This window comes from Candidatus Hepatincolaceae symbiont of Strigamia maritima (assembly GCF_055505085.1).
Map to the genome: position 1 here is coordinate 1 of NZ_DBKDTU010000142.1, position 25020 is coordinate 25020.

The following is a 25020-nucleotide window of genomic DNA, read 5'->3' on the forward strand; positions in this document are numbered from 1 at the left end:
CTGAAAAAAGTGATTTAGATTTAATCAGTACTAAAATTGATTCTAAAATAGAATTAATGTTGGAAAAAATTACCTCGCAACTAAATAAAATAGAAGCTGAAAATAAAATAGTTAATACAGCACATTTGGCAGTTTCAGCAGCAACTAATTCAGCAACAGGTGTAATTAAACCTCAAAAAACTGAAGTTTATAATGAGCCAAGAAATCCTGATACAACGCATAATAATTTATATGCCTATCTTAGTAATGGCTTAAAAAGTTTGGAAGATAAACTGCTCAACAATAATCTTAATACAGTTAGTATTAAGAATAATCTTTTATTAGAAAATCTAGTGGGAGATTTTAAAAGTTATGGAGAGAAACAGGAATTATATAAAGAATTAGAGGCTATTAAAAATTTAATTAGTGCTAATAATGCTAATTATCCCCCTAACAATGCTACTCATAATACTACTAATCATGCTATTAGTAATACTGAACATAGGGATAATAAATTAGAGCAGAACCAGATTTTGCAAAGTTTGCTAACCGAGATTAAAAATTTTTCTAATAATCTTAATCTTTATAAACAAAGTTGGCAAGAAGATTTAAGCAAACAACACTTCTCAAAAGTTGAGCAAAACAGTAATAATCAAAATAGAAATAATGCAAAGGCTGAGGAACTTTTAAGTAAGATTAAAAATGTAGAAAAAGTTCAAAATAACTTAGCAGAAGTTCTGTTCAATATCAATAATAATATACATAATACCTCAAGTGATGTCTTACAAGCAATGCAAAATTTTAAAGAAGAATTTCTATATGAAATTAATGAGTTTCCCGGAGTTAAAGAGTTAATCTTTCATTCCTTAGACTTATTAACAAAACATGATGATGTAATTGCCATTACTCAGGATATCAATAATAAATTGCAAAATGCTATTAATTCTAATGGCAAGCAAGATGGACTTTTATTATATGATATTTTAGATAAATTAATAGATTTTGATAACAAGTATCAAATAATTCTAGATTTAGTTTATGATTTAAATTATAAAATTTCTAATAGTAATCCTGAGATCACCCCAGAAGTAATAGAATTGCTGGAGCTTGTACGGGAAATTAAAACTAAACAAGATACTCTTCAAAATGCATATGAAACAATTCATCTTGATATCAATAAACTAGATGTTACTAAAATAGATAAAATTTTTAAAGAGGATGTAAATAAAATTCAAGCTAAAATGAATAGTTTAGACCTTAAACAAGATAATCTAATGAAGATTTCTAAAGATGTCTCTACTAATTTACAATTATTAAGTGATACATCTCAAAATAATCAGGTTAAATCTAATGAGTTAGTTTCTAATATGATTAATAAGCTTAAAGCTCTTAAAGATAATCAAGATGTAATAGCTAAAGATGTAGTAGCATTTGATAAGGCTTTAATTCAAAGAATCGTTAATACCGAATTACCTAAAACTAATAATTTATTACAAGACATTTATTTATTGAATAAACAGGCTAGTGTAAATAATCATACTTTCTCTGAAGAATTAAAAAGTACTCTAAACTCAGATATGGAGCATAAGAAAAAAGAAATAGAAGTTGAACTTTTTCATAGATTAGAATATTTAAAAAAAGAAATTAACGATAAATTGCATAATAAGAAAACTGACAACCAATTTATGACTAAAGATACTGCAACCAAAGATACTGCAACTAAATCCGATACTGGCACCACCGATACAGAGAATAGCTTAGAATCTCAAGATAGCTTTTTTCTAAATTTAATGAAATAGGGAGAATAGAATTTGTCTGATGATATAGAAAATAATCCGAAAGATAATAAAGATAAAGACATCCCTAAAAATAAATCGGCTGAAAATAATAAAGAATCCAGTAATTATATAATTAAAGGAAAAATTCCACCCTTAGAGCAAAAGTTAGAGCAAGAATTAGAAAAAGAATCAGAGCAGAAACAAGTACAAACTGCAGTAAGAGATAATAAAGAAAAAGCTGAAACAAAAGATAAAACAGCTGTCTCCTCGCAGAAATCTGTAATACTTAAAGATTCCTTACCTACGGATTCTCCGGAGGATTTTTTTAGAGATCCTTTGTCTACTCAAGAATTCCCTCAAGATATGGATCCTCATAATAAAGATCACGGTGTCACCCATAGTACAAATCCTAGTAAAAGAATCCGCGTAGACACCAATAATACAGATCCAATTAGTACAAAAAGTAAAGCCGTTGGGAATACAATAATCAAGACTAATAAAGATATTTTTGAGAAAAAAATTCTTAAGGAAGAAATTAATACCAAACTAACTTCTACTAAAACGTTTAGTCCATCAACAGAGTTTAATCAAACTCAGGAAAAAACCCTACTTACTGAAAATCCTGTGCAGGCAACAGATGATTTAAGGGAAAATATTGCTATAAAAAATGCTCCGCTACATAACAAAGAAGAACATACTGAGATGGTTCAACCTCTTGCTAAGCTTGATTTAAAGAAAATGGGAGTTAATGAGCCGGATGTTGATCCCACAGAGGTATTTAAGCAACAAAAACAAGAAAATAGTATATACTTAAAAAAATCTTTTAATAAAATCTTAACTATTTTTCAAAAGAAAGTTGCTAAAGAGAGTATTTACACTAACATTCCTATGGAGGATGGGATTGTAGATACAAAAGTAATTGCTGAGGCAGCCAAGCGGTGCGGTTTAATTAGTGAAGTAAGAAGAATAAATATTTTAGATGTTAAAGTTGGTCCGTGTATTTTATTAATGCCGTTGTCTGCTTCTTTAGTTTTTATGGATGAGAAAACTATCTATAATCCTAGAACGGATAAAGAAGAAGGATATAATCCTAAGGAAATTATCAATGATTATACAGGTTATGCAATCTTTTTTTATGAAGAGGATTTAAGTGTAGGTTCGTTTATTAAACGTACTGGATTTTTGTTTAAATCTATTTCTAAATTTAAACATTTCTTTTTAGAAATTGTAATTTTAGCATTTCTAATTAATATTTTTGGGATTATTTATCCATTTTTCTCTATGAATGTCTATGATCGGGTGATCCCCAATAAGGCATTCTCAACACTACTGGTTTTAGCTTTCGGAGTATTTTTAGTCTATATTTTTGACTTTGTTTTTAAAGTGATTAAAAGCTATATTGCTGATTATATTTCTATAAATATCGGGCAGGAAGTAGATAATGAAATGCTCTATAAACTTATTAATGCTAAATCTCCCGGAATTACCATGAGTGACGGAGCAAAGCAATCATTATTTAAAGAATTACAAATGGTTCGAGATTTTTATTTTGGTAAGTTTATACCGGCGTTAATTGATATGCCATTTTTAGTCATGTTTTTGGTAGTATTAATGTTTATTTCTCCTTGGGTGGCATTAATACCGTTTGTTGCCTCAATCATTATTTTTGTGGCTAATATTTTATTTCAGGTACCTTTGCAGAATACTCATATGAAAATGATGCATGAGGAGAAGCAAAGACATTCCCTGTTAACAGAAGCAGTTAGCGGGCTTGAGACTATCAAAACCTTTAATGCCTGTGGAAGAAAACTCTCACTGTGGCAAAGAGTAATTGATAAAAGCTACAGAACTAGTTTTGTGTATAATCTTTGGGTAAGTATTGCCAGTAACTTTTCTATTTTTATTATGAATATAGTATATATCGGGGTGGTAATAGTAGGGGTATTAGAAGTAATTGATGATGTCATGACTTCAGGGGGTTTAATTGCCGCCAGTACCATAGCCAGTAAAATTATGGCTCCTGTAGTAAATTTTGCAGGGTTGGTAGTTAGATATCGCTCTATTAATAATACTCTTAGAAGTTTAGAAAAAATCATGTCTCATCCGGTTGAGGATGTAGGAGAGAATAATTACTCACAGAAAGGTCCTCTTAAAGGACATATTAAATTTAAAGAGGCAATCTTCTTTTATCCGGGGATGAAAGCTCCTATTCTGAATAATTGTAGCTTTGAAATTAAGGCTAAAGAAAAAGTAGGAATTATAGGAAGAACCGGAGCCGGAAAAAGTACAGTTACTAGATTATTATTAGGGCTTGATTTTATCAATAAAGGGCAGATACTAATAGATAATTTAGATATAAATGCCATTCATATTAATGAACTGCGGGCAAATGTAGGTTATTTACCTCAAAAATCTTTTTTCTTTCAGGGAACTGTTAAGGAAAACATTATGTTAGGGGGGACTGTATCAGAACAACAATATCAGCAAGCCTGTGAGATTGCCGGAGTTTCTTTAGTTACCTCTTTATCTGCTAAGGGAGATGATATGATAATTATGGAACAAGGTAGAAATATTTCAGGTGGGCAGCAACAAATTATCGGGTTGGCTAGGGCTATCATTAACAATCCGCCTATTATTATTATGGATGAGCCTACAAATGGTATGGATACAACCCTAGAGGCAGTATTTATGGAAAATACTAAAAACTATATTAAAGATAAAACATTTGTTTTAATAACCCATAAAGCCTCACAATTATCTTTAGTAGATAGGGTTATTGTAATTGAACAGGGTAGAGTAGTAATAGATGACAGTAAAGAAAAAGTAATGGAAATGCTGTTGAAAAATCAGAATATAAATAAAGAGTAATTGATGAATCTTAGTAAATTAAATTATCAAGTAGTAGTATTTCCTATATTTCTATTTTTTATAGTATTTGTGTTATGGATCTCTCTAATGGAAATAGGTGAATTCGTAAGAGGCATGGGTAAAGTAGTGCCTTCGGGACAAATCAAAAGAGTACAGCACTTAGAGGGTGGTATTATTTCTGATATTTTGGTAAAAGAAGGTGATGCTATTAAAAAAGGGCAGATTATTTACAAAATTAGAAATGAATTTGCAATTTCCAATTTAGGGGAATTACAAGTAAACTTATATGCTAAAAATGCTACAGAGGCAAGATTAAGGGCAGAATTATCTGGGGCTGAAAGCATACAGTTTCCTGCTGAAGTTGCCCAGAGGTATCCTAATATTATAGAAAATGAAAATAAGCTTTTCCAGCAGAGAAAGAGTAATTTAATTAATACAGTAGAAGTATTAACGCAACAAACCGAGCAGAAAAGATTCTTATTAAAAGAATACAGAGCTAAAGAAAAAAATCTAACGTTGCAGTATCAATATGCTGAACAACAATCCCAAATTTTAGAACGCTTGGTAAAAAGAGGAGCTGGATCTGAAAAAGAATTAATTGAAACTAAATTAAAATTACAAAATGTGTTAACTGAACTCGAAGATATTCAGAATAAAATGAATACGGTAGGGAAAGAAATTGCCGAAGCACAGGCTAGGGTAGAAGAATCTAAAAGTAAATATTTAGTAGAAGTACAAACCGAGTTATCCGTAACCCTCTTAGATATAGAAAAACTCAAAGAGCAAATTAGTGCTAATTTAGATAGGGTAATGCGTACAGAAGTGGTTTCCCCGGTAGATGGTTTGGTAAAAAGTTTAGCACTTAGTACGGTTGGTGGTGTTGTAAAATCTGGTGATACAATTGCAGAGATTATTCCTACTAATGATACTCTAATGGTTGAAGCTAGAATTAGACCTGAAGATAGAGGTAGGGTGTGGCCCGGCTTAAAAGCCAATATTAAGGTAACAGCTTATGATTCGGCAATTCACGGCGGAATTATTGGCACAATCTTAGACGTAAGTGCGGATACGTTTCTAGATGAAGGGACTCGTGCTCCTTATTATTTGTTAAAAATTGAGGCGGCTATGGGTAGTTTAGGAGGCAACAGACCGCTTTATCCTGGTATGGTAGCAGAAGTTAATATTGTGGTAGGGGAACGTACCATTTTAACTTATTTTCTAAAACCAATTCTCAAAGTTTTAGATAGTTCCCTAATAGAGCCTTAACTCCTTAATTAATCAACATTATTTTTTGAGTAGATCTTTGTGTCTTTATCTTACTTCTTTGCTTGGTGTATGGAATACAAATTTACTGTTTCCAGAAACTCCTAACTACTAGGATTTTTCTAGATTTTCTCATCTCTCAACACCTCTCACAACTTAGCTGTAGCACTAGTAGCTGTAATTGTAATTAAAACCTCAATTACTTAATTCCTTAACTCTCACTAGATAATTCATAACCGGCAATCCATAAGCAACAATGTATAACAGGCAAATTATACCTGAAACTTATCTTTTAAGATTTTTTTATGAGAGTAAAGTTATTTAGAGTTTGTAATTGGTAAGAAAGTTTGATGCAATATCATAATTATATAAATATTGCATGTTAGATCTTATATAATGTATTTCAAAATGAAAAAATATATAAAGCATAGGTAAAATATGCTATTACCGTCTTATAAAATAGATTTTTTGATATCTCTAAATCTGCAGAAGGCAAGTGACTATAAATAACAAATAAATTTTATCCTAATTTTAATAATCTGGGAATTAACCTTATAATTTGCAAGAATTGCAAGCTTTTAAGCATCATTCCGTATTGTTAATGGAAAAGTAGGGGTTTAAAAAAGTAGAAAGTAATGAGATTATACAAGCTACATACAAATTAAGTACTGTAAAGGCTGAATTAATAATTCCTAAATCAAGAATATCAGAAAAATTTAATAGTATGTTCACAACTTGCTAATTTTTTTGCATTTTAATATGCTCTATCCCAATGTCAAGATAAATTTCTGAAATTACCTTAAAACCGAAAGAAGCATAAAAATCTCTTAGGTATGCTTGGGCACCGATGGTAATAGGAGTACTAAGATTCTTTTGGGTGATGTAATCTAAAGCGGTAGTTAACAAACCTCGACCCAGTTTATGTTTACGATGAGTTAATTTTACACATACTCTACCGAAAGAAGTAGTTTTAAATGAAGAAATATGAGCAGGTATTATTCTTAGATAAGCTATTATATGATTATTATCTTTATAAAAAATATGAATCGAATCTAAATCTTTATCATCTAAATCTTCATACAGACATTGCTGCTCTAAAACAAAAACTTCGTGACGTAATTTAGAAATTTCGTATAATTCATGAAGCGATAAATCTAAAAAATCTTTAACAACTAACTGCATAATAAACTCCTCTAAAAAATCTTCTTTTTTCTTTGACACTTTCCTTTTTGAAAAAAGAAAGCAAAAATTTTACAAAATAAGAATCTAATATTTTAAAAAGATTAAAATATTGAAGGCTAATTTTAATAAGAGTTTACTAAAAGCCAGTAGGGATAAAATACTCAGTACTAAAAAGCATACTACTAATATGTTACTAATAAAAAGATGAAAAGGTATATCTTGATATTTGTATAAATTAGAAATAATAGCTAAAGATAGAGTTGCTATTAGTATAAAATTTAAACTATGAAGATTAATACGTAATTTTTGCAACCTTCAAACTTATCCTAAGTTAAAAAAATTCTGTAATATTAGTAATAATACAAGTTAATTAGAAGATCTGCAATAAAAATAAGTCTTCCCTAAAAATAACACCTACTAATACCACTATCTAATAATCTTTGGTTTTAAAGGCAGATTTTTGTGTCTCTGTAGTTTAGTTGTTTTGCTTGAGGTAGATAATTCTCACTTTACCCCGCCAAGTAAACAACTAAAAATAGCACAGTAGCACTAAAAAAATAGTGTTAGAACTAGTTCTACTGCAACACTAACCCCTTATTAATTTATAACAGTAGTGTGAACAATTACTCACAATAGATCAAGAAGGCTAAGATACCGGATATGATGCCGGGAATAGAGGTTAAGTTGATGATTAGTAGGAGAAATTTAAGGTATAAGGAGCTTAGTGTATGGACTATAGAAGTTGTACTGTGATACTATTATCTGAAGTCAATTATAACGGAAGGTGGTGGGTACTGATGGGATCGAACCATCGACAACCTGATTAAAAGTCAGGTGCTCTACCGACTGAGCTAAGTACCCACAAAGCTACATTACAATTATAAAGAATATAACTAAAGTATAATACTTATAATATTAAGAAAATACAAGCACTTTTTTTGGTTTCAGAGAATAATTTATAGTCTTATATTCCTAAGATTTTGTTACAATACAATGTATTTTTAAGAAAAAGCTTAGTTTTCTAAATATCGTAGTATGATTATTAATAAAAATTTTCTAAGTTTTCACTAACAATTCTTATAGTTATGTGGTAATATTACCTGTCGTAATAAAAGATAATTGGTTAACATAACTAAGTAATCCCTGATTATAAAGTAGATAATTAACTTAGTAAAGTAGTAGGAGCAATAATGGAGGATGTGTATCAAAAGTCATTAATTTTTCATGAGAAATTTCAAGGAAAGTTAGAAATTAACTCAAAAGTTCCCATTAGTAATACAGAAGAACTTAGTTTAGCCTATACTCCCGGGGTAGCACAACCCTGCAGAGAGATTGCTAAAAATAAGAAAGAAGTATATCGTTATACTTCTAAAGGTAATATGGTAGCCGTTATCACTGACGGCAGTGCAGTATTAGGCTTAGGAGATATCGGACCGGAAGCAGCTTTGCCTGTTATGGAGGGTAAGTCAATTTTATTTAAAAAATTAGCTAATATTGATTCTTTCCCTTTGTGTTTAAATACTAAAAATGTAGAAGAAATTATCCTGATTTGTAAAAGTTTGGAACCATCACTAGGAGGTATTAATTTAGAAGATATTTCTGCCCCACGTTGTGTGGAAATAGAAACCAGACTTAAAGCAGAGATGAGTATCCCAGTTTTTCATGATGACCAACACGGTACGGCAATTGTAGTAGCCGCAGCTTTATTAAATGCTTGTCGTTTTACTAATAAAGAAATTTCAACACTTAGGGTGGTGGTAGTTGGTACTGGAGCTGCTGGTAGTTCAATAATAAAACTCTTAAAAAAAATCGGAGTTCAGAATGTTTTAGCTTATAATAAAAGAGGGGTATTACATGTTAATAACCCTAAGGCTACAAAATATGATGCGGTAGAACAAGACCTTTTAAGTCTTATTTGTAAAAGTAAAGACTATAACTCTGTAGATGCTAGAGGTTCTTTAAGCTCAATCTTAAAAGAATCAGATGTGTTTATTGGGGTATCGGTAGCTAATTTACTTACTCAGGAAATGGTAAGTTCTATGAATAAGAATGCTTTTATTTTTGCTATGGCAAATCCTAGTCCTGAAATTATGCCAGAAGTTGCGGTTGCAGGAGGAGCTTTAATTATAGGAACCGGGCGTTCTGATTATCCTAATCAAATTAATAATATGTTAGCTTTCCCGGGAATTTTTAGAGGAGCACTTGATGCCAAGGCTGTCCAAATTAATGAAGAAATGAAACTAGCAGCCATCGAGGCAATTGCCAGTGTAATTAGTACTGAGGAATTAAGAGCTGATTATATTATTCCGTTACCTTTTGATAAAAGAGTAGTAGCAAAAGTAGCTAGATATGTAAAAGAGGCAGCAATTAAAACCGGTGTTGCTAAAAAATAACTTAATTAACATCTACCTAAAGAACATTGCTCTTTAGCAGGATACTGTGTCTTTACCGTTCTCACTCTGCTTGGGGATGTAATATTTTACAGATCTTACTTAATCGGGGTGTAGTTGACCTATCTAAAGGTAAGGAGTACACCTTATTTTAAATACCTCTCCTCAACATTTTACACCTTACAATAACACTACGGGCGGTTGCTCTACAGTACTATTACCTGTACATTGTTCAGAAGTTTATCAACAATACTATAGAACACTCGGTGTATTATATAATAGGAGTCTATCCGCACAATGTCTATCAAAAGATAGAAGTATTAAGGTGCCTAGTTCTACTTAATACCGTGTTCTTCTAACCAAGTCAGTAAATCTTCCTTAGATTTTAAGCCGATACAAGTAGCAAGTACTTCTTTATTTTTATATAGCACTATGGTAGGAATACTCCGGATCTTTTGGTGAGCGACGGCTATAGGATTTTCATCTACATTTAGTTTAACAATGCTAAGTTTTCCTTCTAAATCCTGAGCTAATGTTTCTAGGGTAGATGCCATTGCTATACAGGGCCCGCACCAAGTTGCCCAAAAATCAATTAAAACCGGTTGGGTGGTTGAACTCTCAACTACTTTATCAAAACCAGCATCGGTAATTTTTTTAATAGTTTCTGTCATGATTTTTTATTCCTTGAAAATATATGCTATTACTAATAATATAATACTTTTCTAGAATTCCACAAGGAGCTTTTGCAGTTTTGTTTCTAAATTGTTGCCTTTTAGAAAGACTCTATGTATTTAAGTAGTTGTTCTGTTTGGTGTAGAGAGTACGCTTATTACTTGCTACTTTTGCAATTAATTTTTTGGGTATGTAATTGGTTCTTTGCATAATTATGGTTTATTTAGTCTTAATTAGTACTCAAGGGTGTAATTTATTATTTTATTTTTAGGGTGTAACTTTTAGTAGATAATTAAGTTAATTTAAGAAAGAAAAAACATGAGCAGGGTAAGAAAACAGGGAAATAACCAAAACGGAAGCAATCAAGGAACCAAAAACACCGGTAAATCAGAGCAAGAGTTAAAAACTAAAAAAGCTATGGCAGAGTTACAAAAACAGCAAGACCAAGATTTGAATGCTAGTGTTAATAATATAAAGCAAGCTAGGAACTCAAAATTATTTGCAAATAATGTTAAGAGTATCAATAATCAAAAATAAATAATAATACTGTTTTGATAGCTAAATAAAATCCTAGTTTTTAGTCAGATTTTGTGTGTTAAGACCTTTTATTCCAAAGATACACGGAATGTTGTAGTATTATTGCGATAGACCCCAAATATTGTATAAATAGTAGTAGTTTGGAGCAACGCCCGTAGAGTTGTTGTAAAGTGGCAAAAATTGAAACAGTAGAATACCAGAAAATAAGTGTCACTCCCCTAGTAGGGTAATCCGTTAAAAACACAGAGTTTTCTACAAAAATAGTTATTAAATTATATCTACCAAAGTACAACTTTTAATAAAGAGAATTGCTGTTTTAATGGTTTTCTTAGGATATAACTGTTGTATTAATTGCTTATAGATTCTAATTTGTGCTAAATAATGTGCTTGTATTATCTGTGGAGTTTCTTGATACTTATAATCTATAATTAAAATTTCCTCATTTAAAAAAATTAAACGATCAATTCTGGCTATAACTGTGTTATTATCAATAATTCCTGAGACAGAAACCTCAGAGAAAGATTCCTTAGTAAAAAGCAATGCTAAATTAGGAGTACTTATAACTCTAAGGATATTACTTTTTAATTCACTAAGATTGTTCATATCTATTAAGTTAGTATAATTTTCTAACAAATTATCAATATAAGAATTCCAATTCTCTACAGGTAGTTTAGGAAGCACTTCTAGTAATTTGTGAGCAATAATCCCTTTATTAATTAATAAAGCACTCTCAAGATTAAGTACTGAAGAAGTAGTATTAGGAAATTGTAGTAATTGACTGGGTAATAGCGGTAAATGCTCTAATTCTCTTAGGGGTATTTCTCTAAACCAGTTAGGTATTTCAAAAGTAGAATCCTTAGAAGGGGACACATCATTTCCGGTTTTACTACTCCTAATATTAAGCGTTATTTCATCTTTTATTGCCTTATTTCCGGATACAATATTAGTTTCAACATTCTCTACTACATTTCTCCTCGTAGAACTCCTAAATGAACTCCCTAACTCACTCCCTATGGTACTTTCCAATACACTTTTCCGCTCAATATTCCTAATCTTATCTCTAGCTTGTATCTCAGTATTATTTGCCTCGATAGAAGCCTCCCTCTCGGTACTAGCCGTACTACTTATATCAAGTGCACTCTTTGCTGTAATATGGTTACTTATTGTATTACTTTTTATAGTATTAGTTAAATCGGTACTCCCCTGATTACTCAAATTGCTAAAGAGGGAGGGTTGTTTTGTGAAGTTATGTTCCTTAATAGTAATAGGGTTATCAAGAGAGGGGTAAACTTTTTGAGGATTGTTTTGAATAGTATTTATTTTTTCTATATTGTGGAGAGTAGTCTCTAGTGCAATATTTTCTTGGGGGCTAGGGTATGTAATATAATAATAAGTTTCTTCAATAAAACCTAATTCTTTCTTAAAAAATGAGGGGTTACTAGCTTTTTTAAAATCATTGTTAAGATTATTTTTAAGTAAAGCCAGCCAAGATTTCTCAGGAATATTTTGATTTTTTGCAGAAGAACAAAAAAAGAAATATTCTTTAGCTCTACTTAGTGCTACATATAAAAGTCTTTTACTCTCTTCTTCATCTGCTAGTTTTTCTTCCTCAGCAAGATTTTTTAGAATGGGAGAAAAATATTGTTTAGTAGGAATTAAAAAAAGCATGGGAGATTTGCCTTCTACTTTTAGTAGAGATTTTTTAGAAAAGCCTTGATTGTTATCAGCTATTAAAAAAACTACACGTGATTCAAGTCCTTTAGCAGCATGAACAGTTAGGAGTTTTACCATATTTTGGCTTTGGTCTATATCCCTTTTTACAGTGGTTTTACTCTTATTAATGCTATCTATAAAACTCTCCAAAGAATAAGAAGAGTAGGGTTCAAAATTAAGAGCTAAATTCATAAATTCCGAAATAGGATCCATTGCTTCATGCCCTAAGCAGGCAATCAGCTTTTTTAAGCCTTGATCTACATAGAGAATTTCTGCAAACAATGTAAAAGGAGGATTAAAATCTACTAAATTTAGCCATTTGGTTAAGTAAAAGAGAGCTGTTTGATAGTTAGAGTTATTATGGCTGTGTCGCTGTAAGTTTTGAAATAAACTACTATTACGTTTATAACTCAGCTCAAAAAGTTCCTCCTCAGTAAAATTAAAAAGCGGACCTTTTAAAACACAAGCTAGATTTAAATCATCTTTGGTTTGTAAAAGAAATTTTGCCAAAGCTAGTAAATCCATAACTGCAATATGCTCATTAATAGTTAGTTTATCAACCCCAGAGACATCAATATTTTTTTCTTTTAACTGTTTTACTACTAGGTTAATAATTTTATTATTTTCACGCTTTTTATAAAGTAGCATAATATCACCGCTCTTAAAATTTTTCGTCTTATCTTGTAATAGTTCCTCTATTTTATTAGCAATGGCAATACTTAAATTAAGATAGCGAGAAGCTTTTTTGTTAGATATATCTAAAACTTCTGGCCAAATCTCAATATGACCTGGTTTATCTTCAAAGAAGGGATGATGCACTAAATCCTCAGAAGCATAGATTTTATTATTAGGAAGAGTAGGGGAAAATAAACCTGCAGTTAATGCGTTTACCTGTTTTAAAATCGCATTTGATGATCTAAAAGAAACATTTAAATGTACTTCCTTCCATTGCTTTTGGGCTTGAGTAATTTTTTCTTCAAAAAAGTTTTTAATCTCATTAAAAATCAGAGGGTTAGCTCCTTGGAAACGATAAATTGATTGTTTAATATCACCTACTATAAAAATAGTACGGTTGGTGTCATTACTACTCATTCCGCTAAAAAATTCTAAGGCTAAAACTTTAATAATTTCCCATTGTAATGGGTTAGTGTCCTGTGCTTCATCTACTAAAATATGTTCAATACCTCCGTCTAATTTATAAAGAACCCAAGGCATAATGTCGGAACTTTTGGTAAAAAGATTATAGGTTTTAATAATTAAGTCGTTAAAATCTAAATAAGCAAATTTAGATTTCTCAAGATTATATTTTTGATAGATTAATTTTGCCATGTACATAAAAGCATAATTGAGTTCAGCAGATACCTGATTTTTATAAGCAAGATCTAAGGCTTTTAATCTGGTAATTTCCTGATTAAAAGTAGTGTTAAGTAAAGTTATTTCAGCATCATCTAAAAGTTTTAAGGTACTATTTGTGAAAAAGTTTTTACGGATGCTAAAGTTATCGGTGAAAAATATAGCTTGCCATTTGCTAAAATTAGTAGTTTTTTGTCTCTCTAGAGGTGATAAGTTTAGCCAAGTAAAGATTAATTGAGCATCCAAACATTTTTGCTGAATTTCTTTAGTTTTTAGTAATTCAGCAATTTTTAGAAAATTTGCATAATTAAAACTTTGATTACTGCAGGCAACAAGGCGTAATTCTAAAGAAGTTTTATTAAGATTAGCTTCTAAAAAATTATAGATAGCCGTCTTAAGATCCTGGTTTGAGGAATGGTTTCTGGTAATCTGATGCAATAATTCAGGAAATTTTAAAATATTAGCAATATTATCTTTAAAATTAGTAGTTGTGGGAATATGCTCTACAATGATGTGCAAAATAGCTCTAAGATTCTGATTATCTTTAGAATTTATCATATTTTGCATTAGAACCTCTTCTATTACTTTATTTTGCAATAAAGAGGTTTTTTTCTCATCAATAATACTAAAGTTAGGCTTAAGATTAGCTTCAAGGGGAAATCTTTGTAAAATACTTTGACAAAATCCATGAATTGTTTGGATGTTTAACCCTGCCAATAAATCTAAAATAGTGCTAAAAAGAGTACGTGCCCTTAGGAGAATCTTCTCACTGATTCTTTCATCCATTAAAGTTTGTAGTTGCTTAATTAATTGTTCTTCGGGTATAAAACTCCACAAACTTAAGGTTTCATTAATTCGTAAAGACATTTCCTTTGCTGCGGCTTTGGTAAAAGTTAAGCAAAGAATTTTTTGCGGAATTGCCCCCTCTAGCAATAAACGCAGTACCCTATCGGTTAATACTTTGGTTTTACCGGTACCAGCAGAAGCACTTACCCATACGGAAGTGGTAGGATCTGCTGCTATTTTTTGTCTAATATTCGGATTCATAATAAACCTCCTACCTCTTTAACCCCTGCATTTTTCTCTTAAAGTAACTTCTCCCCTTAAGGCAGATTTCTGTTTCTTTACCCAATTCCTCTGCTAAAAGGGTAACTGTTCGTACTGGATTATCCCAAGTCATCCCTCTAACATTCTCCTTACCTATAATTAGTTTCTTCCTCATTTTCTTCGTGGAGGTCTAAGTTTTCATGAATAAATAAGTGTTCCCACTGTTGTGCCCGAATTAAGTGTAAATATTCTACAGGACAATCTTTAAGGTCATTTGAACAGCTATAAAGTACATTTTCTTTATTATAATTACTTAGCGTTTTGAGAATACTTTCAAATTCCTGATGAATAAACTCACTCACCTTATCTACTTTTAACATAGTTAAAATATTTTTAATTTTAATGTTTTTATCAAAAGTATTAGGAAGATACCAATATTCTAGGCTTTTGATAGTGTAATCCTTACTATTAAGGTTATTAATGTTAATAGTATTAAAAGCCCCCCTAAGTAAGAGGGATGCTAAAATAATTAGCTGTTTATTATAAAGTTCTATTTTTTTACTAGAAATTTGTACGCTTGTGGTTTTGTAGTCAATAATTGTGAAAGCATACTGATTATCATAACTATCAATTCTATCTGCAACCCCGCTAATTGTTAAATTATTTAACTCTAAAGAAGCTTTTTCTTCTAAATAAATATTTTGAATTGCAGAGCACTTGCTTTGTAATTCTTTTACAAAAAGTCTAAGGGTATAGAGTAGGTTGGGTACCCAAAAAACCAGAACATCCATAATATTAATGAAATAATTGAGGTTTTTAATTATTATACTATGAAGTTTTTCCTCAATGAGGTGTTCCTTATAAGTAATAATTTGAGGATTAAGCTTGTATTCTGCTAAAAAACTCTCTAGTACGGCATGAGCAATAGTTCCGTAATAATTCTTAGCTAAGGGCTCATTAATACTTTTTAGAGGTTTAAGTTTTAAAATATCACTAAGATAATAAAAATAAGGATTCTTAAGCAATTTTTCAATTTTAGTAGCAGAAATAGTAGGTGTAAACACTTTCTCTTTTACTAAAAAACTTGGTTTTTGAGCAGGTAGAGTTCTAACTTCGGCATCTAATAAATACTGGAGTTTATTAAGATAAAGATTTTTAGTAGGATTGAATTCTAGATTGTAGGCTCTTAAAAAATTCTCTAACTTTAAGAGCCAACGTGAGGGGGTAGTGGGGCTACCATCAATTTTTTCAGATCTACTTAGAAGTACCTCTGAACTACATAAAATATGTGAGAAAAGATAAGCATTAGTACCAACCTGTAATTCTTTGGTGTCAAGCCCGAGATTTTGTTGCATAAGATTGCTCATCCAAGGAGAAGGGGCAGGTAAGGAGGGGAAACTTCCCTCATTAAGATTACCGATAATCATTAAATCATGATGAATTAGGGTGGCTTGAAGGGAGCCATAAATATATAATCTTTTATGTTTATTATAAGCAGTTCTAAAGGATTGTTTTAGTAAAATATCTTCTAAAAAGAAGCGATATTCTTCTAAGGAAATAGCTCCTAAGACCTTGCTATGTTGGAGAATATTTTGCAAAGTTGTTGCTAATAGTTGCCCTGCTTCTCCGTTAAAGATATGGATCTTCTTGGTACTATGCTTAGGTAGAGCACTTAGTTCTGACTCGGGGTTGTCCTCAATGATTACCCCTGTGCTTTCTTCAATCTTTTCTCCGATTTTCTCCCTAATATATGTCTTAAGTTTTTGTTCTGGTAGGTATTCTTTCCTACTATCTGTCTCTTCTTTTCTTGTAAGTTTTTTCTCAATTCTTCCCTCATTTTCTGCTTTATTGTCTCCTATAAAGTTTGTCCGAGTTTTTGTCCTTATCTCATCCTCAATTATTTTATTACTTGCTTCTCTAATCTCTGTTTTATTCTCTCCTAAGATAGGAATAGCTTGCGGTATAATGCCGATAGGAGCAGTAGATAACTTACCAAAGGTTAGAGAGGAATTTTTAAGAGTATTAGTTACAATATCATAGGTAATATTATCAGTGGTAAAGTTAAGGATAGGACTGATTGCAATATCAGGCAGAGGAGTAGTTATATGTGGAGTATTACTTAGGGGGTTTAGCACAGAGGATGTAGTGTTTTCTGATATTTCTTTTTCTAAGGTTATGTTTTCTAATAGGGTAATATGTTTTTCTAAAAATAAAGAAAGAGGTTGAGCTTTACTGTTTAATAAAGTATAAAAATCTTTGGTGTAAGTCTCTAGAATCTCCAAAAATTCTTTTAATTCTGTATAAATTTTCGGGTTGCTATGATAACTATGTTGATAGTTATCAAGAGCTAAATAAATACTAGTAAAGCCTCCCTTATCTTCTATAGTAATTGCTCTTTTAAGCTCTTCCCTAGCTTCTCCTTTACCACCTCGGTTAAAATTTTCTCTAGTGTCCCAGGAAAAGTTCCCGTAAAAGTTTCCTGTAAAATCTTCAATAAAACTCTTATTTTCTCCTCCATTTCTCTTATATCTTTTGCCTTCTATTCCTAATTTTTCTCCTACGGTATTTTTCTTACTTCTCGTCCCACCTTCTTCATCGATATCTTCCCAGCTTATTTCTCTTCCTTCTTCTTGTTTTATATCCGTCACTGCTTGTTTTCTTAGTTCTTGTGGTTTTCCTCCTGGAATAGGTTCTCTCAGCAGGTAATAATCTAGTAGTTGAGTTTTATGTAAAATTTCGGTTCTTTGATAGCCAAAGCGTGCTAAGGGATGTTTAAGTACGCTTAATAAGTCTATTGGAGCAAAGTTATTCTCAAATAATTTTAGGACTAAACTGCAAAAGTTACCGCAACTTGTATGTAACAAAGGAATACCAGCAGTATCATCTATGGTAATATTCCAGCGTTTTAATTGGGCAATTACCGCTTTGGAAAGGGTTGTATTTTGGGTAACTAGGGCTGCGGTTTTATTTTTTATACTAAGGGTTTCCCTTAAAGCTAAAGCAATAACCTTGGACTCTTCCTCTAAACTTTTAGTAACTACCAAAGAAATATTAGCAATAGCCTTACTTACTTCGTCTCTTGATAACCCTCTTTCTTTAGTTTTATTCCCTAAACTATTGATATGAGTACTTAACAACGTATCTCCAATTGAAGTGTCACTAATCGTATTTTCTGATATATCTCTAGGTATATTCACAGCCCGATTTAGTTCTTTATCAATAGCTCTACATGTAGATAGTCCTATAGTATTAATTTTATTAGCAACCTCAGGCATATCATTATTTCCAAGATTATCCCAAGCTGTAGTGTTATTATCCTTAATTTTAACGGGATTAAAAATGCTTTGTATTAGTAATTCTCTATGATTAGTAGTACTTAGTAAATATTTATTAGCAGAAGCCTTATTAGTAGCAAACAACGTAGGATAATATTTAGTATCTGCTAAATTTTGTAAAGAACTACGTTTAAGCCTCATATAATTTAGTAATTTAGCTAAGCTATATTGCGGATGGCTAATCGGTAATTTTTGCCAAAGATCTTCCTCTAAATTAAAATCTATACCAAAGAAGATAACCGTAGAGTTGGGGAAAGAGGCAATGCTATTTAAGAGTTTTGCTATATTTAAATAAGGTAAATTAATACCTACGGCATAAATACTAGGAAAATTGTGATTAGAAATCTCCTCCTCCTGAAAATTTTTGGATCTTAAATCTTTTTCTAAAAATTTTGGAGTTTGTGACGGTTTCTCCCTATACTTGCTACGGAGGAAGAGTAGGTGCTTAGTTAGGGTTTGCAAGACTAACACTTGTTTTTCTGCAACATCTAAGAGTTGTAATTCTTCAAGAATCTTCGGAAAATGCAAAGTTGCTATTTTAATAAAACCTAATAAATCCTGCCAATGGTTAGCTAAATGGCTCTCATTTAGTGTTTCTAAGGCGGAGGCATTTATATTCTCCATGGTAAAAGTATCAATTAAATCCCCTAGAGTTTCCCCTAAAAACATAGCTTTATTTAATGGAGTTTCAATATCTTTTTGCATAATTAAGCGTGCTAAGATAAAACTTCTATGTAATGTTGTAATGCCTGGTTTTAACAAAGCTTGATAATTTTCTACCAAAAAAGCAGGAGATACAGCAGAATTGAGTAATAGAGAAGTTCCTAAAAGTTGCTCTAAATCATTAATTGCTATAATTTTCGGCAACATTAGAGTAGCTGTGGGTGCCTGTTGTAATAAGGCTTGGGAGAAGATATGGATTAACTTTCTATTGGGGAGGATTACTATACTGCGACTTATTTCTATGGGGTCTAAATTTTGGTGATCTTCTAGGAATAAAGAGGCAACAGTATTTAGAGGAGAATAATTAAAAGGAATATTAAAAAAGTTAGACATAGCCTGTTACTGCACACTTTACTATGATTTTAAGGATTCATATTTATTAAACTTTATATCATTACTAATTACAAAATTAGTAAGAATTGCTTCTAATTTTGTAATTAAAAATGATTCCTCAGTAGTAATATTAATTACCCTAATTTCGGGGGAAATAGGTGAAAAATTAAAATCCAAGGTTATTCCTACAGAGCTTAGTTGCGGAAATTTATTAGCCCATTCAATTATACAAATTTTAGTAAAGATTGCTTCATCAATTCCCAATTCACTTAGTTCTGCAAAAGTCTTTAGTCTGTAAAAATCCATATGCCAAAGTTCTAGCCCTAGATTAGTAGAATAAGGGCTAATTATATTAAAAGTAGGACTAATAATTTTATCATAATCTGCAGAGGTATCTGTAAAGCAAAGCTTTGCTATTAAAAATTTGCTAAAAGCAGTTTTGCCAACTCCTAAATCCCCGTTAAGTTTAATTACAACAGAACTTAGAGGAGGGGTTATAAATACTTTAGCTAAAGCCGTAGCCAAAGTATTTAAGTCATGTAAGTTAGAAATTTTTAATTGTTTATGAAACATAATTTTTATTTTTGATATTTTTCCGATATAATGCCATTATAGCAAAAATAAATAATTTCTTAAATAGGTAATTAATAAGATGCAAAATAATATAAAAATACCAGACACTCAGGTGTTTAATAATACCAAAACCCAAGATAATTCTAAAATCCTGAATAGTACTAACCCTTTAAATAATACTAAAACTTATACCTCTGATGTTTTAATTATCGGTGCAGGACCGGTTGGTTTATTCAGTGCATATCAAGCCGGTCTTTTAGGGATGCAGAGCATTATTGTAGATGCCTTAGAAGAAATCGGAGGGCAACTTAGTGCTTTGTATCCTGAGAAATATATTTATGATATTCCAGGTTTTCCTAAAGTTTTAGCAAAAAATTTAGTAGAAAATTTAATAGTTCAGGCTAACGGATACAAACCATTATATCTCTTAAATCAAATAACAGAAGGGATGCAGAAAACAGAACAGGGCTTTAGAGTAAACACATCGCTTGGGAATATTATAGAGGCAAAGGTGATTTTAATTGCTGCAGGAGCAGGAGCGTTTGGTCCTAACAGACCTCCTATGAAGGGTATTGAATTATTTGAGAATAAATCAGTATTTTATATGGTAAAAGATCCTAAAAGTTTTCAGAATCAAAATATAGTTATAGCAGGAGGAGGAGATTCAGCAGTGGATTGGGCGATAATTCTAGCTGATATTGCTAAAAAAGTCTATGTTGTACATAGAAGAGATAACTTTCGGGCAGCCCCAGCATCTATTACTAAACTAAGAGAACTGGCAACAGATACTAGCAAAGTTGAGTTGGTTATTCCTTATATGCCAAAAGAATTAGTAGTGGAGAATAATACCCTTATAGGGATAGAAATAGCCTCATTAGCTGGGGAGCAAAAAGTATTGGAGGCAGATTGTTTTTTAGCTTTCTTCGGTTTAGCTAGACATTTAGGTGGGCTTGAGAATTGGGGTTTTACAATTAATAAAATGCATAGTTCAATTGAGGTAAATAGTTCTTATGAAACTAATATTCCAGGTATTTTTGCAGTGGGAGATATTGCACAGTATGAGTATAAATTAAAATTAATTATGGTTGGTTTCTCTGAGAGTGCCTATGCTTTGCATGCCGCTTGGAAGTATGTTTTCCCTGATAAAAAATTCCATTTTGTGCACTCAACTGCTAAGCAGGATAAATAGTTATACCTACTTTTTGGTAGACTTTTGTGTTTTTACCCAATTTCTCTGCTAAAAGGGTAATTGACCGTACCGGATTACACCAAACTACCCCTCACTACACCCCTGCCTAACCTAAATACAGCGTTCTTTATTCTTTAGCAAGGCTTCTAACAAAACTATAAAAAGATTTATCATACAAATATATTATATAATAACTTAGTTATTGAGGTAAATAATAAATTATTTTGGAATAATTTCCATATTGAGTATATAATTCTGTATATGAAAAAAGTTAATGCATTCATGCAGAAAATAAATCAATTAGAAAAAGATAGCAACACTGATATAAATAGAGCTAAAAATTAATAAATGATTATACAATAAATAATTAAACTTTTACTAACCTTATAACAATAGATAGTTAATATCTTGAGTTATGTAATAAGTTTTAGTATAATAAAATTGTTAAAAGTTATTCATTTATTAAAAGTATTCCTATGCAAGAAGATAATATAATTACTCAAATGGCTAATTCAATCAGAATGCTCTCGGTATTGGGGGTAGAACAAGCCAAATCTGGACATCCGGGTATGCCTTTGGGTTGTGCGGATTTAGCAACTATTTTATTTAAAGATTTCCTGGTCTTTAATCCAAATGACCCTTTATGGCTAAATAGAGACCGTTTTGTGCTATCCGTAGGGCATGGTTGTATGCTTTTATATGCCTTACTACACTCAGTAGGGTATGCGGAAGTAACTTTGGATTCTTTAAAAAATTTCAGACAAATCAACTCAATTACCAGTGGGCATCCGGAATTTGATAAAAAAGCTGGGATAGAAATTACCACAGGTCCCTTAGGGCATGGGGTTGCCAATGCTGTAGGTATGGCAATTGCAGAGAAAATTCTAAATAAAAAATATAAAGGATTAATAAATCATTATACTTATGTATTAGTGGGTGATGGTTGTTTAATGGAAGGTATTAGCTATGAAGCACTTGCTTTAGCCGGGCATTTAAACATGAATAAATTAATTGTTATTTGGGATAATAACTCAATTACCATTGATGGTTCCACTAGTTTATCTACTTCAGAGGATCAATGCTTAAGATTTAAAGCATGCGGTTTTAATGTTATGGAGATTGACGGGCATAATCAGCAGGAAATTAGTACAGCTTTGCAAAAAGCTAAAACTTCGGATGCTCCGATCTTTATAGCTGCTAAAACTAAAATTGCTTTTGGGACTCCTACTCAGGAGGGAAAATCTTCTGCCCACGGTACTCCTTTAGGGAGAGCTGAGATAGAGGGATTAAAAAAGAATCTTAAGTGGATTGCAAAAGATTGGGAAATTCCCAAAAAAGTACAAATAGAGTGGGAAAAAACTAAAGAAAAAAATCAAAGATATTATACGAAATGGCAGGAAACTCTACAAAAATCTAAATTTAAAAACGAACTATTAAATTTTATGTATGAGGAACCTAATTCGTCTAAAGTTTTAGAAGAATTAGCAATACTAGCCACTCAAGTTATTAAGGATAAATCTGAAGTTGCCACTCGGGTGTCTTCAAATGCTGTATTAAATATTTTAAATGCTTATCTTCCTAATTTAATCGGCGGGGCGGCTGATCTCTCTAAATCTATTAATACTCTAACCAAAAACTCAAAGGCTATTCAGAATGAAGATTTTGAAGGTAATTACATAAACTACGGAATCAGAGAACACGGTATGGGAGCTATTATGAACGGGTTGGCGGCTTATGGAGGATTTAAACCTTATGGGGGTACTTTCTTAGTTTTTTCTGATTTTTTAAGACCTGCTATTAGATTAGCATGTTTAATGAGGTTAGGAGTAATTTATATTTTTACCCATGACTCAATTGCCGTAGGAGAAGACGGACCCACCCATGAACCGGTGGAACAATTGCCATCACTACGTTTAATTCCGAATTTATTGGTAATCAGACCGGCTGATACTATTGAAACTATCGAGGCTTATCTAATTGCTTTGGCAAGTACTACTACACCTGTGGCATTAATCTTTTCCAGACAAAATTTACCGCTTGTGAGAAGCGATTTTAATTTTCAAGGTAATAACTCTACTACGAATAATGTTACTGCTAACAACACAGCCATTAATAAACAAACTTCTAATAAGGGCTTCTCTAATACAGTATTTTCTAATACAATTTTCTCCGATAAAACTACTACCAATAAAACTGCTAGGGGAGGCTATATTTTGCAAGAAACTGATGCTTCTACAATTAACCTCATAGCCAGTGGTAGTGAGGTACAGCTAGCCTTAGAAGTTGCAGCAGAACTAGCTAGGCATCAGATTAAAAGTAGAGTGATTTCAATGCCGTCCCTAACTTTATTTCATATTCAAGATTCTGCCTATAAAGAAGAGGTCTTAGGCTTTAACCGGAAAAACATTGTAATTGAGGCTGCAAACTCTCTGGATTATCTGGCTTACTTAGGTGGAGATACGAAACTTTTTGGAGTACATGCTTTTGGGAAATCAGGGAAAGCCCAAGCGGTTTATGATTATTTTAATTTAAATGTAGAGAGTATTGCTAAAGAAATTAGGGAGATCCTAAAATAGGATGTATAAAATAGCACCTTCAATTTTAGCTGCGGATTTTGCTAATCTGTCCACAGAAATTACAGCACTTGATGATGCTTTAAATAGTGAGGATTATATTCATCTTGATATTATGGATGGTAATTTTGTACCTAATCTTACTTTTGGGGCAGAGATTGTTAAGAGTATTCGTAAATATACTAAAAAACAATTTGATGTACACTTAATGGTTAATAATCCAGAAAATTATATTACAGCCTTTCAAGAAGCTGGGGCAAATATCATTACTTTTCATTATGAGGCAACCAAGCATCACGATAGCTTATTAAGCAAAATTAAAAGTTTAGGGTTAAAAACAGGAATTGCCTTAAATCCTTCCACGCCTGAGGATTCTATAAAATATCTTTTAAATAAACTTGATTTAATCTTAATTATGACTGTAAATCCTGGGTTTGGAGGGCAGACTTTTATTGAGAGGCAATTAGAAAAAATCACAAGAGTTAAAACTTTAATTAAAAATTATCCTAATTTAGAAATAGAAGTAGATGGGGGAATAACACAGGTTAATGCTTTAGCTGTAAAACAAGCAGGAGCTAAGGTTTTAGTAGCTGGTAGTTCGGTTTTTAAAGATAAACATTATAAGAAAAACATAGCACTGCTTAGGTAATTAAGCTAAAGATTATAGGGGAAGTAAAAAATCTTGAAGTCTATAAGTAAACAGATTAAAAATATTTGTAGGAGATAATATAATATGCATAATAAATTTTTCAGTAAAATTAGAATGTACTTTTTTTCAGGAGTCTTGGTGATTGGACCAATTCTGATTACTATTTATATAGTGCAAATAACTATTAACCTTTTTGATCATTTATTAATAAGTATTTTAGCAACCTTTGGTAAAACTTTTTATGTACCACCAGGAAGCGGTTTAGTTTTATCGCTCTTAGCCATTACAATTATAGGTTTTGTTACGGCTAATTTTTTAGGCAGATATTTTATAAAAACTGCTAATTACCTAATTATGAAATTACCAGTAGTAAAAGCTGTATATAATACTGCCAAACAAATTTTTGAAACAATTCTCTCAAACAAATCTAAAGCCTTTAAGAAAGTAGCACTTATTGAATATCCGCGTCTGGGTATTTGGACTTTAGCTTTTGTAACCTCTACAGCCAGAGGAGAGATTCAGGAAAAAACCGAACATAAGGTAGTAACAGTCTTTATTCCTACTACTCCTAATCCCACATCAGGATTTTTATTATTAGTACCGGAGAAAGATTTAATTTGGTTAAATATGCCACCTGAAAAAGCTATGAAGTTAATTATTACGGGAGGGTTGCTTAATGAAGAAGTGTAATTATAATGAGACAAGATATAATGGGATAGAATAGCTATATTTTACTACTACAGTTCGTTTAAAAAACCCGCAATAATATGGGAAAACATGGGAAAATATGAAAATAGAAATCAATTTGTCCCGTTTAAAATTGCACTTTTTATAAATATTATAAAAACATAAGTAAATAGGCA

Annotated in this window: 16 protein-coding genes and 1 tRNA gene; 9 read left to right on the forward strand and 8 right to left on the reverse strand. The window is 31.5% G+C overall.

Features of this window, described 5'->3' with window-relative positions; all coding sequences use genetic code 11:
* The 3 genes from ACQCX0_RS03655 to ACQCX0_RS03665 all read left to right on the forward strand — a co-directional run.
* A partial coding sequence (locus ACQCX0_RS03655) for a hypothetical protein (RefSeq protein ID WP_462562820.1) occupies positions 1-1778 on the forward strand: 1778 nt, incomplete at its 5' end.
* 12 nt (positions 1779-1790) lie between these two features.
* Positions 1791-4625, forward strand: a complete 2835-nt coding sequence (locus ACQCX0_RS03660; protein WP_462562821.1) for an ATP-binding cassette domain-containing protein — start codon at positions 1791-1793, stop codon at positions 4623-4625.
* 3 nt (positions 4626-4628) lie between these two features.
* Entirely contained in the window at positions 4629-5891 is a 1263-nt protein-coding gene (locus ACQCX0_RS03665) for an HlyD family type I secretion periplasmic adaptor subunit (protein ID WP_462562822.1), read from the forward strand.
* 735 nt (positions 5892-6626) lie between these two features.
* Here ACQCX0_RS03665 and ACQCX0_RS03670 read toward each other — a convergent pair.
* From ACQCX0_RS03670 to ACQCX0_RS03680, 3 genes are all read right to left on the reverse strand, one after another.
* Positions 6627-7109 (reverse strand): GNAT family N-acetyltransferase, encoded by a 483-nt coding sequence (locus tag ACQCX0_RS03670; RefSeq protein WP_462562823.1) that lies wholly within the window; start codon positions 7107-7109, stop codon positions 6627-6629.
* Positions 7110-7154: 45 nt separating this feature from the next.
* Complete coding sequence (locus ACQCX0_RS03675) at positions 7155-7382, reverse strand: hypothetical protein (protein WP_462562824.1); 228 nt, start codon at positions 7380-7382, stop codon at positions 7155-7157.
* 473 nt (positions 7383-7855) lie between these two features.
* Positions 7856-7931: transfer RNA gene (locus ACQCX0_RS03680), tRNA-Lys, on the reverse strand.
* Positions 7932-8260: 329 nt separating this feature from the next.
* Between ACQCX0_RS03680 and ACQCX0_RS03685 the strand changes: the two genes are divergently transcribed.
* On the forward strand, positions 8261-9463 hold the full coding sequence (locus tag ACQCX0_RS03685) for an NAD(P)-dependent malic enzyme (protein ID WP_462562825.1): 1203 nt from the start codon (positions 8261-8263) through the stop codon (positions 9461-9463).
* A 332-nt stretch (positions 9464-9795) separates the two neighbouring features.
* On the opposite strand, the gene trxA is transcribed toward ACQCX0_RS03685, so the two are convergent.
* Complete coding sequence (gene trxA / locus ACQCX0_RS03690) at positions 9796-10131, reverse strand: thioredoxin (protein WP_462562826.1); 336 nt, start codon at positions 10129-10131, stop codon at positions 9796-9798.
* 319 nt (positions 10132-10450) lie between these two features.
* Here trxA and ACQCX0_RS03695 point away from each other — a divergent pair, with 319 nt between their 5' ends.
* A complete protein-coding gene (locus tag ACQCX0_RS03695) occupies positions 10451-10669 on the forward strand; it encodes a hypothetical protein (RefSeq protein ID WP_462562827.1) in 219 nt (72 codons plus the stop codon).
* 267 nt (positions 10670-10936) lie between these two features.
* Here ACQCX0_RS03695 and ACQCX0_RS03700 read toward each other — a convergent pair whose 3' ends face one another.
* Genes ACQCX0_RS03700 through tsaE form a run of 4 tightly spaced genes read right to left on the reverse strand, consistent with a single transcriptional unit; the run spans position 10937 to position 19746 of the window.
* Positions 10937-14782: a UvrD-helicase domain-containing protein gene (locus ACQCX0_RS03700; RefSeq protein ID WP_462562828.1), complete on the reverse strand. Its 3846-nt coding sequence runs from the start codon at positions 14780-14782 to the stop codon at positions 10937-10939.
* Positions 14783-14792: 10 nt separating this feature from the next.
* Positions 14793-14915 (reverse strand): hypothetical protein, encoded by a 123-nt coding sequence (locus ACQCX0_RS03705; RefSeq protein WP_462562829.1) that lies wholly within the window; start codon positions 14913-14915, stop codon positions 14793-14795.
* A 16-nt stretch (positions 14916-14931) separates the two neighbouring features.
* Positions 14932-19173, reverse strand: coding sequence for a PD-(D/E)XK nuclease family protein (locus ACQCX0_RS03710; protein WP_462562830.1), 4242 nt, complete (start codon positions 19171-19173; stop codon positions 14932-14934).
* 21 nt (positions 19174-19194) lie between these two features.
* Positions 19195-19746 (reverse strand): tRNA (adenosine(37)-N6)-threonylcarbamoyltransferase complex ATPase subunit type 1 TsaE, encoded by a 552-nt coding sequence (gene tsaE, locus ACQCX0_RS03715; RefSeq protein ID WP_462562831.1) that lies wholly within the window; start codon positions 19744-19746, stop codon positions 19195-19197.
* A gap of 79 nt (positions 19747-19825) precedes the next feature.
* Here tsaE and ACQCX0_RS03720 point away from each other — a divergent pair, with 79 nt between their 5' ends.
* From ACQCX0_RS03720 to ACQCX0_RS03735, 4 genes are all read left to right on the forward strand, one after another.
* On the forward strand, positions 19826-20935 hold the full coding sequence (locus tag ACQCX0_RS03720; RefSeq protein ID WP_462562832.1) for an NAD(P)/FAD-dependent oxidoreductase: 1110 nt from the start codon (positions 19826-19828) through the stop codon (positions 20933-20935).
* A 476-nt stretch (positions 20936-21411) separates the two neighbouring features.
* Positions 21412-23511, forward strand: a complete 2100-nt coding sequence (locus tag ACQCX0_RS03725; protein ID WP_462562833.1) for a transketolase family protein — start codon at positions 21412-21414, stop codon at positions 23509-23511.
* 1 nt (position 23512) lies between these two features.
* Complete coding sequence (gene rpe / locus ACQCX0_RS03730) at positions 23513-24157, forward strand: ribulose-phosphate 3-epimerase (protein WP_462562834.1); 645 nt, start codon at positions 23513-23515, stop codon at positions 24155-24157.
* Positions 24158-24241: 84 nt separating this feature from the next.
* Complete coding sequence (locus ACQCX0_RS03735) at positions 24242-24847, forward strand: DUF502 domain-containing protein (protein ID WP_462562835.1); 606 nt, start codon at positions 24242-24244, stop codon at positions 24845-24847.
* Positions 24848-25020 lie beyond the last annotated feature (173 nt).

Coding starts and splice junctions, on each gene's coding strand:
- ACQCX0_RS03705 (WP_462562829.1), bottom strand. CDS start 14,915: ATGACTTGGGATAATCCAGTACGAACAGTTACCCTTTTAGCAGAGGAA.
- ACQCX0_RS03720 (WP_462562832.1), top strand. CDS start 19,826: ATGCAAAATAATATAAAAATACCAGACACTCAGGTGTTTAATAATACC.
- ACQCX0_RS03725 (WP_462562833.1), top strand. CDS start 21,412: ATGCAAGAAGATAATATAATTACTCAAATGGCTAATTCAATCAGAATG.
- ACQCX0_RS03695 (WP_462562827.1), top strand. CDS start 10,451: ATGAGCAGGGTAAGAAAACAGGGAAATAACCAAAACGGAAGCAATCAA.
- ACQCX0_RS03685 (WP_462562825.1), top strand. CDS start 8,261: ATGGAGGATGTGTATCAAAAGTCATTAATTTTTCATGAGAAATTTCAA.
- trxA (WP_462562826.1), bottom strand. CDS start 10,131: ATGACAGAAACTATTAAAAAAATTACCGATGCTGGTTTTGATAAAGTA.
- ACQCX0_RS03700 (WP_462562828.1), bottom strand. CDS start 14,782: ATGAATCCGAATATTAGACAAAAAATAGCAGCAGATCCTACCACTTCC.
- ACQCX0_RS03710 (WP_462562830.1), bottom strand. CDS start 19,173: ATGTCTAACTTTTTTAATATTCCTTTTAATTATTCTCCTCTAAATACT.
- ACQCX0_RS03735 (WP_462562835.1), top strand. CDS start 24,242: ATGCATAATAAATTTTTCAGTAAAATTAGAATGTACTTTTTTTCAGGA.
- ACQCX0_RS03665 (WP_462562822.1), top strand. CDS start 4,629: ATGAATCTTAGTAAATTAAATTATCAAGTAGTAGTATTTCCTATATTT.
- tsaE (WP_462562831.1), bottom strand. CDS start 19,746: ATGTTTCATAAACAATTAAAAATTTCTAACTTACATGACTTAAATACT.
- rpe (WP_462562834.1), top strand. CDS start 23,513: ATGTATAAAATAGCACCTTCAATTTTAGCTGCGGATTTTGCTAATCTG.